Below are 15,356 nucleotides of genomic sequence, written 5' to 3'. Positions count from 1 at the left end.
GGCCTTTACTGATGTTTGGCTATCGCTTGCGGAAGCGGAGCGATAGATTGAGTAGCGAATCGAAGATGCTCGAGAAATCCGAGGCGCTTGGGACCAGGAATCCTCGCGAAGGCAGATTGAACCGCACGCGGCAGACGATGATGTATCCGAACAGCATGATGTACTGGCCAAGTACCAGCGCAAGCGCACCGCCGTTGATTCCGAACCGAGGCACCAACCACCAGGCGAGAAGGAAGTTGCTTGCCAGACTGGCGATGATGACCGGCGAGCCGAACAGCGGCCGTCCCTGTCCGGCGACCGCCGGGTAGATGATCTTGTTGGCCGCGGCCGCACCCAGCCCGAAGGCGAGAATGCGCAGGGCATCGCCGGCGCCGCTGTAGCCGTCGCCCAGCAACAGGCGCAGGACCAAGGGGGCGAACATCGCGATGAACACCGCGCCCAGGGTGAAGCTCCAGAAGATCCAGCAGGCCACGCGCGCCGTCTTGGCGAGCACCTGCTCGGTCCTGGCGTCGCGGACGGATTTGGAGAACACCGCCAGTCCGAACGCCGTGGCGCCCTCCAGCAGGATCTCGTTGACGCGGGCCGCCGCGAAGAAGATGCCGGCCGCCGCAGCATCGAAATGATGCTCGATGACGAACATGCTCAGGCGTGAGCAGAGCGTCACCAGGAACAGGTTGAACGCGAACGCGATGCCGTAGCCGATCAGACCCTTGAGGCGGCCCAGTCTCGGCCGCAGATCGGCAACGCCGCGAAGTGCAAGCCGAATGGCGACGGGAACGGCGATGGCGAAGCCGAGCGCATATGCCCAGATGGCGCTCGAGATGGTGGTGGCTGCGGTCGCGGCCAGGAGCAGTGCGAACAGTGCGAGCAGGACGCGGGGCAGCGCCTCTGTAAAACCGAAGGCACGGATATCTCCGCGCCCGAGGAACACCCCTTGCAGCACCATGATCGCCATCATGCCGGCGACGCCGACGAAGATCGCGCCGCCGGACGCGACCGGGGAAAGCCCGGGCAGCGCCCGGCCGTAGGTGAAGAAGACGGCCGCCGCGCTGACGGCCGCCAGCAGCGGCCAGAGGGTCAGCGCCGTGGCGGCGCCCTCGCCGACCGCGATCTGCGCACGACCGATCTGGTAGGCGATCGACTGGCGCAGTCCCAGGCTGCCCAGCAACGCGGACAGCGTGATCGCGGTGGTGACGATGCCGAACCACCCGAACTCGGCGGGGGACAGCAGCCGGGCCAGCAGGACGAAGGACAGCAACTGCGCCAGGCGGATGAAGCCGCGGGCGAACAGGATGGTGAACGCGTCGCGGAAAAGCCCCTTCATGCCACGTCCGCCGCTTCGGCGCGGACGGGCCATCGCTCCTCGGCCGCCTCATGCGCCGGACGCAGCAGGCCATCCGGGCTCAGGTGGCGCACCTCGCAATCCATGGCATAGCCGGTTCTGACGCGCACCTCGTGGCGCAGCCTGGCGATCAGCCACAGGACGTCGTCGGAAGACGCGCCGCCCAGGTTGACGATGAAGTTGGCGTGCATGGGAGAGACCTGCGCATTGCCGCGGCGCACGCCTTTCAGACCGGCGTCCTCGATGGCCTTGCCGGGAGGCCCGACCGTCGCGTACATGGCCGGATCAGACAGGAAGGTCGATCCGCAGTTCGGCAGCCTTTTCGGGAACCTCGCCCGTCGGGAGCGCATGATCTCGATCATTTCGCGGCGGATGGCCGAGGCGTCGCCGCGCTCGAGCGCCAGCGTCGCTTCCAGGATCACCGCCCGCCGCTGCTGCAGGCTGGACGCGCGGTAGGAAAACTCGCATGCCGCGCGATCGAGTTCGAACAAGCGGCCTTGTTCGTCGGAGCAAAGCACGCTCGAGACGTTGAGGCCGATGCCCTTGCGCTGGCTTCCGCCGTTCATCAGCACCAGGCCGCCGAGCGTGCCCGGAATGCCGATCACATGCTGGATGCCGTCGAGTCCGCTGCAGCCCACGTTGCGCGCGAACCGGGGCACCCAGATGCCGGCTTCCGCCCAGACGGTGCGACCGACGATGGCCATGCGCGACATGCGCCGCCCGATCCGCACGACGACGCCGTCGAACCCGGCACTGTCGAGCAGGACATTCGATGCGTCACCCATGACGAAAAGCGGCTCGGGCCGATCCGACATCACCGCCATCACCGCCGCGGCCTCGGCGGAACTGCGGGGCTCGACATAGACGGAGGCGCGCCCGCCGATCTTCCAGCGCGACAGCGGCGCCAGATCGACATCCGTGGAAACCGCGCCCGGCGCGCTGCGTTCGAGCCCCGTGATCAGCCCGGAGCGGCGGTGGTCAGGCATGGACGGCTTCCCGCGGTTCGGCCTCTGCGGCCACTTCCTCCTCGTGGATGGCAATGCGCGAGCCCAGCTGGGTGAGCTTGCCCTCCAGGTCGTTGTAGCCGCGCAGGGCCATGTGCACGTTGAGGATGGTGGACCTGCCGTTGACGCACAGCGCCGCGATCACCGCGGCCATGCTGCCGCGCAGATCGGTCGAATTCGCGACGCCGGACTTGAACGCCGCCGGCCCGTGGATGGTGATCTTGCCGCGCTCGGCCGCCAGGTGGTCGCCCTTGACCAGCTTGGCGAGTTCGCGCACGAACGCGATCCGCTCCGGATAGCGGTAGTCGAACACCCGTGAGGTGCCCGCGGCGGCCAGTGCCAGCAGCACGTAGAACGCCTGCATGTCGGAGATGATGCCGGGATGGGCGCCGCAGGCGAGTTCGAACGGTTGCACCCGGCCCGAGACCAGGCACTCCGGGGTGACGTGGATGGCGCTGGAATTGCGCAACAGATCGATGCCGGCCTGCTGCAGGTGGATGAGCGGCACTTCCATGGAGGCGAACGGAACCCCGTCGATCGTCAGCTCGCCCTTGCCGAGGATCGCATAGACGATCCAGGTCAGCGCCTCGATGCGGTCCGGCATGACCGACATCCGCGCGCCAGACAGCTTGCCGGCGCGGCCTTCGATCACGATATGGCTGGTGCCGTACACGGAGATGTCCGCGCCCATGCGGCGAAGCAGCGCGATCAGGTCCTCGACCTCCGGGGTGATGTAGGCATTGAAGATCTGCGTCGTTCCCTTGGCCACGCTGCCGCAAAGCAGCGCGTTCTCGGTGCCCCCGACGGTGCTGATGGGGAAATTGATGACGCCTCCGGCGAAGCCGTCGCCGGCGACGATCTCGATGTGGTCGTCCTTCTCGGCGACCTCGGCGCCGAGTTGCCGCCAGACCATCATGTGCAGGTCGTAGCCGCGGCCACCCCCAGTGCCGCCGCCGATCGGGCAGCCGCCGGGATACGGAATGCGGGCGCAACCGGAACGGATGACCTGGGAGGCCGCCAACAGGTACGTCGTCCGGATGGGAACGTCGAACGCGTCGCGATCGAGCAGGTGCGATTCCAGCTGCGAGGCGTCGATGGTGACGGTCTCGTTGCCATGATCGACATCGATCCTGGCGCCTGTCCTGCGGCAGAAATCGATCTTGTGCCCGACATCGACGAGGCGGGTCGGGAAGTTGGCGAGTTCCACGCCCTGGTCGCTGAGCAGACCGGCGGCCAGAAGCCGTGTTGCGGAATTCTTCGCACCACTGACACGAACCCGCCCAACGGGCGCGATACCACCGTCGATGACCGCATACATCACGAAATCTCCTGACCTGGTTGAAACGTTCGGCCCCGGACCGCGGGGGTTCTCAAAAAACGGGAGCGCGTTGCGTGTACCGGACGAGGCGATAGGCGGCAACGGGATTGGTGATCACGTAGCGCCAGAGCAGGTGCTTCGGATCGTCGAGCGCCCGGAACAGCCATTCCAGGCCGAGCTTCTGCATCCACAGCGGCGCCCTGGGCGCGTCTCCCGCCAGGAATGCATAAAGGCCGCCGCATGTCTTGATCCAGCCGACGCCCTGCAGGTTCCTTCGGTTCCTGATGGCCCAGTACTCCTGCCGCGGCTTGCCCAGCGCGACCCAGAGCACGTCCGCTCTGCTGCGGCGGATCTCCTCGCAGACCGCATCGTCCTGGTCCGATGCGAAATAGCCGTCGCGGCTGCCGACGATCTCCACCTTCGGATAGAGGCGCTGGATGGCTTCCACGGCGGCGCGGTTCTGCTGTTCCTTCGCGCCCAGGATGTAGAAGCGCAGGCCGTGCCGTTCCGCCGCATGGGCCGCGTCATGGAAGAAGTCGGTCGTGGCGATGCGCTCGGGCAACGGATGCCGGGTGAGGCGACTGGCGAGCACCACCGGCATGCCGTCCGCATGGATGATGTCGGCCTGCGCCATGGCCCCGGCGAACGCCGGGTCCCGTCCGGCCAGGGCGATGCCTTGCCCGTTGGACGACAGCACCACCTTTGGCAGCCAGCGCTCGCGATCGTTCCGCGCGGCCATGCAGTCCTGCACCATGCAGTCGGCCAGTTGCCGCCGGGTGACCGAGGCGGTGGCGAGTCCTCCCACACGGACAACGGGAAAGTCATAGGGGTTGGAGTGCGGCATCGGATGTTTGCGGTTGTTCAACGGGATAGAAGTCGCGGTACCAGCGGGCGAAACGCTCCAGCCCGGTGGCAAGGTCGGTCCTGGGCGCGAACCCGTGGTCGAGCTGGGTACGGTCGATATCGGCGTAGGTGGCGTACACGTCCCCCGGCTGCATGGGCAGCATGCGTTTCTCGGCGCGCCTGCCCAGCTGCGCCTCCAGCAGGGTGATCATGTCCAGCAACCGCTCCGGATGGTTGTGGCCCAGGTTGTAGATCCGGTGCGGCACCGGATCGGCGAGTGCGGCGGGTTCCGCGGCCACGATGGACTGGATGCCGTCGACGACATCGTCGATGTAGGTGAAATCGCGCTTCATGTCGCCGTGGTTGTAGACGTCGATCGGCTTGCCCGCCGTTATCGCGTCGGCGAACTTGAAGTAGGCCATGTCCGGCCGGCCCCAGGGACCGTAGACGGTGAAGAAGCGCAGGGAGGTGATCGGGAAGCGGTACAGATGCGCATAGGCGTGGCACATCATCTCGTCCGCCTTCTTGGTCGCCGCATACAGCGACACCGGCGTATCCACCCGGTCGTCCACCGAGAACGGAAGCCTGGCGTTGGCGCCGTAGACCGACGACGAGGAGGCGAAGACCAGGTGCTTGACGCCGTTGTGGCGGCAGCCTTCCAGCACGGTCAGCGCGCCGGTCAGGTTGCTGTCCACGTAGGCGAAGGGATTCTCCAGCGAGTAGCGCACGCCGGCCTGTGCACCCAGGTGCAGCACCAGGTCGAAGCCGTGCTCGCGGAACAGCGCGGCCATGCCGTCGCGGTCGGCCAGGTCCAGCTTGAGGAAGGAAAATCCCGGCCTTCCCTCGAGCTGGGCGAGCCGCGCGTGCTTCAGGCGCACGTCGTAGTAATCGTTGAGGTTGTCGATGCCGACAATCTCATGCGCGTCGCCGAGCAGGCGCAGTGAACTGTGATATCCGATGAAGCCGGCGGCGCCAGTGACGAGAATCTTCATGTGCTGATCGTCCAGAAGGGCCGGTCAATCCGCGCCGAACAGGTCGCGGCTGTAGACTTTGTGCTCCACGTCGCGCAGGTCGTCGGTGACCCGGTTGGCCACGATGACGTCTGCCTGCTGCTTGAACGCAGCCAGGTCGTTGACGACCTGCGAATGGAAGAACTCGGTATCGCTCAACACCGGTTCGTAGACGATCACCCCGATGCCCTTGGCCTTGATCCGCTTCATGACGCCCTGGATGCTCGAGGTGCGGAAGTTGTCCGAGCCGGCTTTCATGACCAGGCGATAGATCCCGACCATGCTTGGGCTCCGGCGGATCACCTCGGCGGCGATGAAGTCCTTGCGGGTGGAATTCGACGCGACGATGGCGTTGATCAGGTTCTGCGGAATGTCGCAATAGTTGGCCAGCAGCTGCTTGGTGTCCTTGGGCAGGCAGTAGCCGCCATATCCGAACGAGGGATTGTTGTAGTGGCTGCCCACGCGCGGATCCAGCCCGACGCCGCCGATGATCTGCCGCGTATCCAGCCGGTGACTGGCGGCATAGGTATCCAGTTCATTGAAGAAGGCCACGCGCATGGCCAGGTAGGTGTTGGCGAACAGCTTGATCGCCTCGGCCTCGGTCGAATCGGTGAACAGGACCGGCACGTCCTGCTTGATCGCGCCTTCACGCAGCAGGCCCGCGAAGATCTCGGCCCGGGCCGATCGCTCGCCGACGATGATCCGGCTCGGGTGCAGGTTGTCGTACAGCGCCTGGCCTTCGCGCAGGAACTCCGGAGAGAACAGGATGTTGTCGCAGCCGAACTGTTCCCGCACCTTGGCGGTATAACCCACGGGCACGGTCGACTTGATGACCATCACCGCCTTCGGATTGATCGCCAGCACGTCGGCGATGACCGACTCCACCGAGCCGGTGTTGAAACAGTTGGTCACCGGGTCGTAGTCGGTCGGCGTGGCGACCACGACGAAGTCCGCGCCCTCGTAGGCCAGCTGCTTGTCGAGCGTGGCCTTGAAGTCGAGCTCGTGGTTGCTCAGGTAGTGCTGGATCTCATGGTCCTCGATCGGGGTCTGCCGCCGGTTGAGCAGGTCGACCTTGGCCGAATCGATGTCGAGCGCCACCACCTGATGATGCTGGGCGAGGAGGATGGCGTTGGAGAGGCCGACGTAGCCGGTACCGGCGATGGCGATTTTCATGGACGTGGGGAGCTCGTTCTTATGTGGGTCTTGTCGTGTTCGGGCGTTGGGGAAATCCGGACAACTCCGTCCGCCGCCCGGGAGCGCACATCCTGTGCATGCAGAAAACGTGATCAGTAGGCGTTCTTGCCGAAGAACCCCTTCAGCACGGTCATCGCGATGATTCGCAGGTCGAAGGCAAGCGACCAGTTCTGCAGATAGAACAGGTCGTACCTCACCCGCTTGGCCATCTTCTCCAAGGTATCGGTTTCGCCGCGCAGGCCATTGACCTGGGCCCAGCCCGTGATGCCGGGCTTGACCCGGTGCCGCTGCATGTAGTGGTCCACCAGGGTCTTGTAGTGTTCGTTGTGGGCGATGGCGTGCGGGCGCGGGCCGACGATCGACATCGTTCCCTGCAGCACGTTGAAGAACTGCGGCAGCTCGTCCAGGCTGGTGCGGCGCAGGAAGGCGCCCAACGGCGTCACCCGCGGGTCGCCGCGCGTGGCCTGGGTCACCTGGCCTTCGTGTTCCTGGTGCACGCGCATGCTGCGGAATTTCCAGACCTCGATCGGCTTGCCGTCCCGGCCGTGGCGCAGCTGGCGGAACAGCACCGGACCGGGCGAGCTCAGCTTCACCGCGACCGCGATGGTCGCCAGCAGCGGCGAAATCAGCAGCAGGATCAGCGACGCCAACAGCTTGTCCTCCGCGGCCTTGACCACGCGGGCCTCGCCTTCCAGCGGGCTGGAACGCAGGTTGATCACCGGCAGGCCGAGAAAGCTGTCGACGGAGTGGTTCAGCAGGCGCATGCCGAACAGGTCGGGCAGGTACTTGACGTCGGCGGTGGAGTGTTCCAGCTGGGTGAGGGCGAAGGAAATCTTCGCCTGCTCGTGCATCGGCAGGGCAAGCCAGACCTGGTCGATGTGGGAGGACTCGACATAGCCGCCGAGGTTGTCCAGGCCGCCGAGCATCGGCACGCCGGTCAGCTGGCCACGATCGGCATGGGTGGCGAACCAGCCGCGCACCCGGATGCCGGCCCAGTGGCTGCGGCGCAAGGTGTCGAGAATGCGTTGTGCGTCCGGATTGGCGCCGACGATGACCGCGCTGCGCAAGTCCAAGCCGCGCTCGCGCACCCAATGCGCGGCACTGCGCACGCCCACGCGCAGCGCAACGGCGCCGCACAGCGACAGGCCGAACCAGCCCAGTGCCCAGATCCGCGAGATGTCGCCGGTCAGCTTCAATGCCGCCGCGTAGACCAGCAGCACGACGAACAGCAGCGCCCATTGCGCGGTCAGCTTGAGTATTTCGGCAACCAGGCCGCGGCCGCGCCAGCTGCGGTACAGCGACGAGCCGTTGAGGATGAGCAGGGCGAACACCAGGGTGTGGGCGATCGCGCGCAGATATTCGAGGGACAAATCGGCGTTGCCGAAGCGCAACCGGTAGGCAAGCGCGGCCGCGCCGGCAAGAATGGCCAAATCCCCAAGTCGCAGACCGAGGCCGAAGGCGACCGTGAATTTGCTGGCGCTGGGCCAAGCGCTCTCGGCTCCGCGCCGAAGGGAGATGGATGGCATTTCGCGTTTCCACTGATTCTGGCGTCGGTTTTTCCCTCCCGACCACCACGGCATCGCGGCGAGAGCCGGCGTTGCCGCACATGCATTGGTCAAGCCAACGTTGCAGACGTCAATAAGTACAACGAAGTTATGACCGAGGCATGGCAATTACATCTGGATAATGACTGGACTTACTCAACAGTTTCGCGCCAATTCCGCGACCATAGCGGCCGCCGCGGATGCACGGACCCCAGCACAATAATCTTCGGGATCAATTCCAGATGCCCCCGAAGCAAATATAGATGGGTCGAGACAGGCGGCGCAATACATATTGTTGCTTCAAAACCGGAACTGTGACGAATGCCGATATCGACCGAAGCGGAGTGTGCGCTTGATCGCAACACATGGCTCGGGGTCGGACGCAAACCGATACCGGCGCTGCGGTAGTTTTTTTTGCAACTTTTTTCTGGCGGCGAGCAGTTATTCATCGATCCGGTCGATATTCTCGAAGAAGAAGCTCCGGTCGCGTTCGTCGGTCAGGTCGTACAGGTGGTATTTGCGGCCAAGGCGGGCGCCGCCGTCGCGGGTGAGCGGATTCCAGAGCACGGTGGAGCGTGCGCGGGTGGAGCGTGGCAGGAACAGCTCGAAGGGCACGGAAAAGTAGATGCCCTTGTCGAAACTGCCTTCTCCGAACTGCTCCGAAGACACGTCGGTCATGGTGAAGTACGCGCCCATGATGGCGCCGTTGTCGAAGACCCGGGCAAGATTGAAGGTCGCTCCCCAGTCGCCCGCCAGGTAACGTCCCGCGCTGACGGTGGCCCGAATGCGCGGATCCTCGCCGAGCTGGTAGTACAAGGTGGCGTGGCCGGTCGCGACCTCGTAGTCGCGGAAACTGGCGTTCTGCCGGAAGCCGCGCTGCTTGACCCAGTTCGCCTCCAGGCCGAGCGCCCAGCGCTCGCCGAAGGGCCGGTACAGCACCTCGCCACCGACGCCGCCGTACATGTACTCCAGCATGCCGGCATAGGCCATGCCGTAGACATCGCGCGACAGCTGGCGGACGCCGGTGAGTTGCAGGTTGGGGAACGTGACGTCGGCAGTCGTCAGATAGCGGCGCAGGTCGGTGCGCACGCGCGGCAGGTTGCTCGGCGCGTCGTACCTGAACTTGTCGTAGTTGTTGAGCAGGTTGGCGCTGGCCGCGCCGCTGAGCCACAGGCTGCGGCTGAAGAAATAGCTTGCCGCATAGTCGGCCGAAACCTGGTACAGGAAGAAGGCATCGGGACCGCCGATGGTCTGGCCGAACCCCAGTGCCAGGTCATGGTCGAAACGATCAAGGGGCGCCTGGTACAGCACGTCGCGCCGCTGTCGGCTGGGTGGATTGAGCTCCACGTTGCGGGTCAGGTCGTCCAGGCCGATGCGGCCCTCGAGGTAGTCGGCGAACTTGCCGCGGTGGATGCTGGCCTCGGCCATCGGCATGCCGAAGGTGGTGTTGACCAGCGTGAACCACTCGACATTGGGGCCGGCCGCGTGGTCCAGGATGCGGGCGCTGCGCCCCAGCCCCTTGGCGGGGTAGAAATAGCGCCCTTGCGCACCGGTGACCAGCAGCTCGCTGCCGCGCAGCTGGATCTGCTCGACATTGAATCCGGCGTTGTCGTGCAGCAGGTCCGCCACGGCCTCCCAGTCGGTCCCGGCCAGCGCCTGCAGGTTGCGTTCGCGCTCGGCGTGGGCCTTGTCGGCGGCGTCGCGATGGAAGCCCGGCGCGCTGCCGCCATCGGCGCGTGCGCCGGCGGCGGCGGTGCCTTCAGCGGTCGCGTCGCGCTCGCGTGGCGCGACCGCCGGCGGGTCGAGCGGCTTGGCCATGGAGATGGCCTGGTCGAGGTTGGTGCGCAGAGTGATGCCGACCATGGCCTCGTTGCCGCGCTCCCAGCCGAGGCTGAACTGCACGTTGGGATGCGCGGTCAGCACCGCGCCGATGTTGATGGGGCTGCTCTGGCGTATCCGAATGTTCCGGGGCTCGTGGCGGTAGTCGTTGCCGTCGTACTCCAGCTTCAGTTCCAGCCGTTCCCACGGCGTCTGCCAGGCGATGCCGCCGAACATGCCGACCCGGCCGCGGAACATGCTGCCCAAGCCGAACTTGCCGGCATTGACGACCGAACTGCTCGGACTCGGGCGGGTCTCGAAGCGGTCGTCCAGGGCGCCGAGCGGATTGCCGAAGTCGCCACGGTTGCCGAGGTAGCCGGTGGCGGCGCCGAAGCTGACGTCGACCGGCCCGAAACGTTTGCTGGCGACCAGGTACTCGCCGGAAAACAGCCCGGTGCCGCCGAGGTCGCGTATGCCGAGGGCTACCTCGGGCAGCCACCGGCTCTCGCGCCACAGGCGCAGCTTGACGTCGATCGATTTGTCTTTGTAGTGCTGGTCGCCGCTGAGCCCTTCGGGGCCGTAGTTCAGGCTGGTGACGTTCATGTAGCGGAACGTGCCCTCCAGCCACGAGAACGGCTGCATCGAGACGTTGTAGCGGCTGTAGGGCGAGGTATGGGTCGCGGTGAAGGCGAGTTCGCCGGGCTCGGCCATGCGCGCGCTCGGGGTCTGCATCAGGCCGACCCCGCCCCAGTCGCTCTGGCTGGACAAGGTCTGCCCATGGACGCCGGCGCACACGCCCAGGGCAAGCAGCCCAAGGACCGGACGGGACATGTCTCGGCATGTCGGCGGCATCAGCGCGCGGCTCCGGCCGCGGGCAGCGGTTGCGTGGCGATGAAGTCGGCCAGCGCGGCGTTGAACCCGGCATCGATATCGCGCAGCTCGCGTTCGGACAAGGGAACGTAGAGAACCGCGCCCGGCGCCAGCGGATGGGACGCACTGCGGTTCCAGGCCGCGATGCCGAGCCGTTCCACATGACCGTCGGGCTGGATCACGTACAGCCAGTCCCGGTCCGCGACCGGTGCCGGCGGGCAATCGCGCAGATAGGCCTTGGCGTCGCGCAGCGGAACATGTTCCAGCTCGCACGCCTGCGCGACCAGGCCCACGACCCGGATGCTGTCGGTACGGAGCGGATAGAGAAAGCGGTCGCCGTCGGCGAGCGGACGGTTCTCGCGCAGGTCCGCTTCCAGCGCGCGTGGTTCCAGCCGGTTGGGTACCCGGCCGGTGACCGGCAACCCGGCCAGCCATTGCCGCAGGCGCGCGGCGGCGGCGGCGACTTCGTCGGCGGTCTGCGCATGCGATTGCAGCGCCTGCAGGTCGTACAGCAGGCCGGCCCTGGCGCGGGTCTGCGTGATCTCCGCGTCACGCCGCAGCAGCGCCGCGCCGAGGGGATAGGCGCGCGGGTCCGGCATCGCCGCCAGCACCGCGTCGGCCAGGCGCGAGCCGGCCGGGAATTCATGGACGCCGGGCCGTTGCACCGCGCCTTCCACCGTCGCGCGCAGCGCCGGTGCCTGTCCCAGTGCCGGCGCGCTCGTGGCAATCGCGAGCAAGGCGATCATGCCGAGCGGCAGGTGAAGGCGCGGCGTCATCCGGCGCCCTCCGCCTGGTAGGGCTTGAGCTGGAGGATTTCCAGCGTGATGCCCGGCGCCAGCAGCTGGCGGCTTTTCCAGATGAAACCGCTGGCCGGGTCGGCCCAGTACTCGTTGGTCGCGTCGACGCCGGGTCCACGCAGGGTTTCCCGGAAATGCAGCAGGTCGCGTTCGACGCCCAGGATCGTCACCCGGGCGCTGCCGACGCGTCGCAGCTGGCCGATGACCGGCACGCCGTAGCGGTAGCTTGGCATCCAGTCGTAGCGGCGCGCCACTTGCTGTGGTTGTTGCAGTTGCGGCAGGCGGGCGAAGGGATTGTCCCCTTCGATGCGGATATCGGCTGCGTCCTGCGCCAGGCCATAGCTGCCGCTGAGCAGGCCGTCGCGCAGATAGACGATCTTGCGGTCGCCGCTGTAGAAAGCCTGGCGGCCATCGTCGACATTGCCCAGCAGCAGGACGGCGCCTCCCTCCGGACCGACGACCTCGATCTGCGCGTACGGGCTGGCCGCCACCTGCTCGGCTGTCGGCGTGACATCCGGGTCGCGGGCAACGGCCAGGCGGAGCCCTTCCAGGCTGGCCCGGCCCAGGCTGGTGCTGCCGCAGCCGGCGACCAGCAGCGCCGTCGCCAGCAGCAGGCCACCGGAAAGGATGACCTGCCAGGCTTTTTTTCGAACCGGCGGCAGCAACCTCTGCCGGCCACCGCGAGAATGTCTGACCGCGGCGTGCGAAGCGACAAAACCCATGAACAAATCCCGGAGATGGTGGGCCTAGTCGTTGATATCGCTGCTGGTGCGGGCCGCGTTGGTGATGAGTCCGGAGAACGGCAGCAGCTGGACCACGAAACGGTTCCAGCGGGTGATGCCGGATACGCCGACGAAGACCACATCGCCCGGCAACAGCTGGAAGTGGCTGGCCACGGCGAATGCCGATGGCGATTTGGCCTCGAGCTGGTAGATCGCCGAAGGCGCCTGTTGCAGATCCGGGGTGCCACGAATGACGTAGACCGCGTTGCCGTTGGCGGTGGTCTGGGAAAGACCGCGGGCGCGGCCCAGCGCCTGGCTCAGCGTGATGGTGCCGGTCCTGAAGTTGAGCGCGCCGGGCTGGTTGACCTCGCCGACGACGAAGACCTCCTTCTCGTCCAGGAACGGAACGTAGACCCGATCGTTGCCCTTCAGGTAGACCGGCGCCCCGGCCAGGTCGTCGATATCCAGCGTGTAGGTGACGCCGTCGCGGCTCAGGCGCAATCCGGACAGATCGGCTTCGGTCGGATGGAGGCCGGCTTGGCTGACCGCATCGTTCAAGGTCAGCGACGTCACCGTCACCGGAATCGGCGCCGAATTCGTCACCGCGCCGCTCACCCAGATACGCTGGCTGGCGTAGTTCAGTACCGACACGTCCACCTGCGGCGATTCCAGGTAGGTGGCCAGCTCCGAAGTCAACGTGTCACGCAGTTCCTGCGGCGTCGCGCCCTCGGCCTGGATCTTGCCGATATAGGGATAGAACAGCGAGCCGTCGGATTGCACCAGGCGCCCGGCGGCGTTGAGCTGTTGTTGCGGCCCGGCGGGCACCGTCAATTCCGGATGCTCCCATACCGTGATGTACAGGATGTCGCCCGGGCCGATCCGGTAGGGGCCGGGTTGGTATTCGGTCAACGCCGCGGGCAGTTGCGGTGCCTGCCGTGCCGCCTGGTCCATGGCGATCAGCTTCGGCGTAATGGGGATGAGTTCGATCTGCTCGTCGCCGATGGTCTGGCTGTGGTCGATCCGGGACGACGCCTTGTACATATTCTGGCCGGGGGCCCAGATGCAGCCGGACAGGGTCAACGAAACTATCCACAGGGCAGCGGACAGGCGCAAAAAATACATTCAATGCTCCGTAAGCGGGGGAACTGGAGAGCATCCATGAAAAAGCCCCGCCGGGCGCAGCCCGGCGGGGCCATGCTTTGGGGCTTCAGGGGCCTCAGGCCCCGAGAAAATACTCAGTTGGTGCCGGTGGTTCCGGTGGTGCCCGTGGTTCCGGTAGTCCCCGTCGTACCGGTGGTGCCGGTAGTTCCGGTGGTCCCCGTCGTTCCGCTGGTACCGGTGGTGGCGAAGGCAGCCAGCGCGGCAGCACCGACACCGACCTTCGTTCCCGGGCTCAGATTGGTGCCAAGGGCAATCGCGGAATGCGCGCCCGCGGCCTTGGCGACACCGGCCTCGACCCTGGCGGTTGCGACGGGCGACGGGTCGCTTCTTTGTGCTTTTTCAGCTGCCTGGGGGGGCGCGGCGAAAGCGGCTCCGGACAACACTGCCAGCACGGCAGTCACACCATGGGTGAAAGATGGTCTTTTCACATGACTCTCCGACGAGATGGGGGGAGGGGAGAAAGGTCACGCACTTTTAAAATTAGGTCACCGTCAAGTTCCTGTCAAGGCAAAAGGCTGGGCCCAAGTCACAGAATAAATAAATCAGACCAAGGTCGATGGCGAAGAGTGGTGGAATCTTTTCGCAAATCCAGCTCGCCCGCAGCACGAGAAGTCAGAGTGCGCAGAAGATATGAGGACGGCGGTGTCCGTTGACCTGTGATGGAACGCTCGGTTGTACTTGTCGATCCGCTGTGATTCGGTGAAGACGCTGTCTGGAAGCGTCGCCGGAAAACAGCCCGAAGATAAAATAGATGCTTTCGTAACTAATCGATGACTGCAACATGCGAATCAAATGGCGTCCGGTCCTTCGAGGGAAGCGCGGACGCATTCATAGGCGGTAAAACCGTCCATGGGCGCGCCATTGACCGACTGCAGATCGGCCGACCGGCAGCGGTTCGGGCGTCCGCCCGGCCTGAAAAGTCGTTCATCGAAGGAATGGCCGGGTGTTCCCTGGCGGCATGGGTCACTGTAATGATGTGGTCGCTATCATCCTTCCGGAACTTCGCCCTGGAGAATGCATCGGCAATTGTTTGCCGCATGCCGAGCAACATGGGTATGCTAGAACCGCCTTGCAAATATCTGCCTCCGGATCTGAGCCAAGCCGGTTTTGGCATGGACGGCACCCGGTGGGCGACAAGGGCGGTACGTGAAAGTTGCGGCTCCGGCGTTCGTATCGTTGCTGCACAGGCGTCGACAGAGTGCAACAAATCTGTTTTAAATCATCAGTAGGATCTGAGTGTTTCGGAAGATACTTCTTGTCTGTGTCGGTAACATCTGCCGCAGCCCTACCGCAGAAATCTTGATGCGCCATATGATCAACCGCGACGACGTGGAGATTGCTTCGGCAGGGCTCAAGGCGCTGGTGGACAAGCCCATCGACCCGACTGCCCAGCAATTGCTGCTCGAACGTGGCCTGGATGGCACTTCGCATCGGGCCAGACAGGTAAATCCGCGGCTGCTGGTCGAATCGGACCTGATCCTGGCAATGGAACACAGGCATCTGGCCAGCATCGGCAGGGACCTGCCGCAGGTCAGCGGCAAGTTATTCCTGCTGGGTAAGTGGCGCGACGGTTGCGAGATCCATGATCCGCATCGGCAGCAGCGGCCCGCCTTCGAGCACGTCTGTGGGCAGATAGAAGACTGCGTCGCGAGCTGGAAGCGGTACATCCAATAACAATCCTGTGGGGGGGTCCTGTTGTTCCGGTGATTCGAAGTCTCGAATCGCCGGAACGA

At 65.4% G+C, this 15,356-nt stretch carries 13 protein-coding genes; 1 reads left to right on the top strand and 12 read right to left on the bottom strand.

Annotated elements, in window-relative coordinates; all coding sequences use genetic code 11:
- Positions 1 to 19: 19 nt before the first annotated feature.
- From AB5T46_RS11075 to AB5T46_RS11020, 12 genes are all read right to left on the bottom strand, one after another.
- A complete protein-coding gene (locus tag AB5T46_RS11075; RefSeq protein ID WP_370564005.1) occupies positions 20 to 1,324 on the bottom strand; it encodes a lipopolysaccharide biosynthesis protein in 1,305 nt (434 codons plus the stop codon).
- The gene (gene murB, locus AB5T46_RS11070) at positions 1,321 to 2,328 is read right to left on the bottom strand and encodes a UDP-N-acetylmuramate dehydrogenase (protein ID WP_370564004.1); all 1,008 of its coding nucleotides are present in this window, start codon (positions 2,326 to 2,328) and stop codon (positions 1,321 to 1,323) included. The genes AB5T46_RS11075 and murB overlap by 4 nt, the downstream gene beginning before the upstream one ends.
- Positions 2,321 to 3,664: a UDP-N-acetylglucosamine 1-carboxyvinyltransferase gene (locus AB5T46_RS11065; protein ID WP_370564003.1), complete on the bottom strand. Its 1,344-nt coding sequence runs from the start codon at positions 3,662 to 3,664 to the stop codon at positions 2,321 to 2,323. The genes murB and AB5T46_RS11065 overlap by 8 nt, the downstream gene beginning before the upstream one ends.
- A gap of 52 nt (positions 3,665 to 3,716) precedes the next feature.
- On the bottom strand, positions 3,717 to 4,508 hold the full coding sequence (locus AB5T46_RS11060; RefSeq protein ID WP_370564002.1) for a WecB/TagA/CpsF family glycosyltransferase: 792 nt from the start codon (positions 4,506 to 4,508) through the stop codon (positions 3,717 to 3,719).
- Complete coding sequence (locus tag AB5T46_RS11055; RefSeq protein WP_370564001.1) at positions 4,486 to 5,499, bottom strand: NAD-dependent epimerase/dehydratase family protein; 1,014 nt, start codon at positions 5,497 to 5,499, stop codon at positions 4,486 to 4,488. The genes AB5T46_RS11060 and AB5T46_RS11055 overlap by 23 nt, the downstream gene beginning before the upstream one ends.
- A gap of 24 nt (positions 5,500 to 5,523) precedes the next feature.
- Positions 5,524 to 6,690 (bottom strand): nucleotide sugar dehydrogenase, encoded by a 1,167-nt coding sequence (locus tag AB5T46_RS11050; protein ID WP_370564000.1) that lies wholly within the window; start codon positions 6,688 to 6,690, stop codon positions 5,524 to 5,526.
- Between the two features lie 113 nt (positions 6,691 to 6,803).
- A complete protein-coding gene (locus AB5T46_RS11045; RefSeq protein ID WP_370563999.1) occupies positions 6,804 to 8,141 on the bottom strand; it encodes an undecaprenyl-phosphate glucose phosphotransferase in 1,338 nt (445 codons plus the stop codon).
- A 555-nt stretch (positions 8,142 to 8,696) separates the two neighbouring features.
- Entirely contained in the window at positions 8,697 to 10,904 is a 2,208-nt protein-coding gene (locus AB5T46_RS11040) for a YjbH domain-containing protein (protein WP_370563998.1), read from the bottom strand.
- Positions 10,905 to 10,924: 20 nt separating this feature from the next.
- Positions 10,925 to 11,719: a capsule biosynthesis GfcC family protein gene (locus AB5T46_RS11035; RefSeq protein ID WP_370563997.1), complete on the bottom strand. Its 795-nt coding sequence runs from the start codon at positions 11,717 to 11,719 to the stop codon at positions 10,925 to 10,927.
- Entirely contained in the window at positions 11,716 to 12,462 is a 747-nt protein-coding gene (locus AB5T46_RS11030) for a YjbF family lipoprotein (RefSeq protein WP_370563996.1), read from the bottom strand. The genes AB5T46_RS11035 and AB5T46_RS11030 overlap by 4 nt, the downstream gene beginning before the upstream one ends.
- A 24-nt stretch (positions 12,463 to 12,486) precedes the next feature.
- Positions 12,487 to 13,584: a polysaccharide biosynthesis/export family protein gene (locus AB5T46_RS11025; protein ID WP_370563995.1), complete on the bottom strand. Its 1,098-nt coding sequence runs from the start codon at positions 13,582 to 13,584 to the stop codon at positions 12,487 to 12,489.
- Positions 13,585 to 13,697: 113 nt separating this feature from the next.
- The gene (locus tag AB5T46_RS11020; RefSeq protein ID WP_370563994.1) at positions 13,698 to 14,015 is read right to left on the bottom strand and encodes a hypothetical protein; all 318 of its coding nucleotides are present in this window, start codon (positions 14,013 to 14,015) and stop codon (positions 13,698 to 13,700) included.
- An 844-nt stretch (positions 14,016 to 14,859) separates the two neighbouring features.
- On the opposite strand from AB5T46_RS11020, the gene AB5T46_RS11015 reads away from it, so the two are divergent.
- Positions 14,860 to 15,297 carry a low molecular weight protein-tyrosine-phosphatase gene (locus AB5T46_RS11015; protein WP_370563993.1) on the top strand — a complete coding sequence of 146 codons (438 nt, stop codon included), beginning with the start codon at positions 14,860 to 14,862 and terminating at the stop codon, positions 15,295 to 15,297.
- Positions 15,298 to 15,356 lie beyond the last annotated feature (59 nt).

The organism is Luteimonas salinilitoris (genome assembly GCF_041300785.1).
Taxonomy (GTDB): Bacteria; Pseudomonadota; Gammaproteobacteria; order Xanthomonadales; family Xanthomonadaceae; genus Luteimonas; species Luteimonas salinilitoris.
The sequence above is the reverse complement of the archived record's forward strand: the minus strand, read 5'-3'. Positions and strand labels throughout refer to the sequence as shown.

Bases quoted from the DNA above. Each gene is read 5' to 3' on its own strand.
- AB5T46_RS11075 (WP_370564005.1), bottom strand. From the start codon at position 1,324: ATGAAGGGGCTTTTCCGCGACGCGTTCACCATCCTGTTCGCCCGCGGC.
- murB (WP_370564004.1), bottom strand. From the start codon at position 2,328: ATGCCTGACCACCGCCGCTCCGGGCTGATCACGGGGCTCGAACGCAGC.
- AB5T46_RS11065 (WP_370564003.1), bottom strand. From the start codon at position 3,664: ATGTATGCGGTCATCGACGGTGGTATCGCGCCCGTTGGGCGGGTTCGT.
- AB5T46_RS11060 (WP_370564002.1), bottom strand. From the start codon at position 4,508: ATGCCGCACTCCAACCCCTATGACTTTCCCGTTGTCCGTGTGGGAGGA.
- AB5T46_RS11055 (WP_370564001.1), bottom strand. From the start codon at position 5,499: ATGAAGATTCTCGTCACTGGCGCCGCCGGCTTCATCGGATATCACAGT.
- AB5T46_RS11050 (WP_370564000.1), bottom strand. From the start codon at position 6,690: ATGAAAATCGCCATCGCCGGTACCGGCTACGTCGGCCTCTCCAACGCC.
- AB5T46_RS11040 (WP_370563998.1), bottom strand. From the start codon at position 10,904: ATGTCCCGTCCGGTCCTTGGGCTGCTTGCCCTGGGCGTGTGCGCCGGC.
- AB5T46_RS11035 (WP_370563997.1), bottom strand. From the start codon at position 11,719: ATGACGCCGCGCCTTCACCTGCCGCTCGGCATGATCGCCTTGCTCGCG.
- AB5T46_RS11030 (WP_370563996.1), bottom strand. From the start codon at position 12,462: ATGGGTTTTGTCGCTTCGCACGCCGCGGTCAGACATTCTCGCGGTGGC.
- AB5T46_RS11025 (WP_370563995.1), bottom strand. From the start codon at position 13,584: ATGTATTTTTTGCGCCTGTCCGCTGCCCTGTGGATAGTTTCGTTGACC.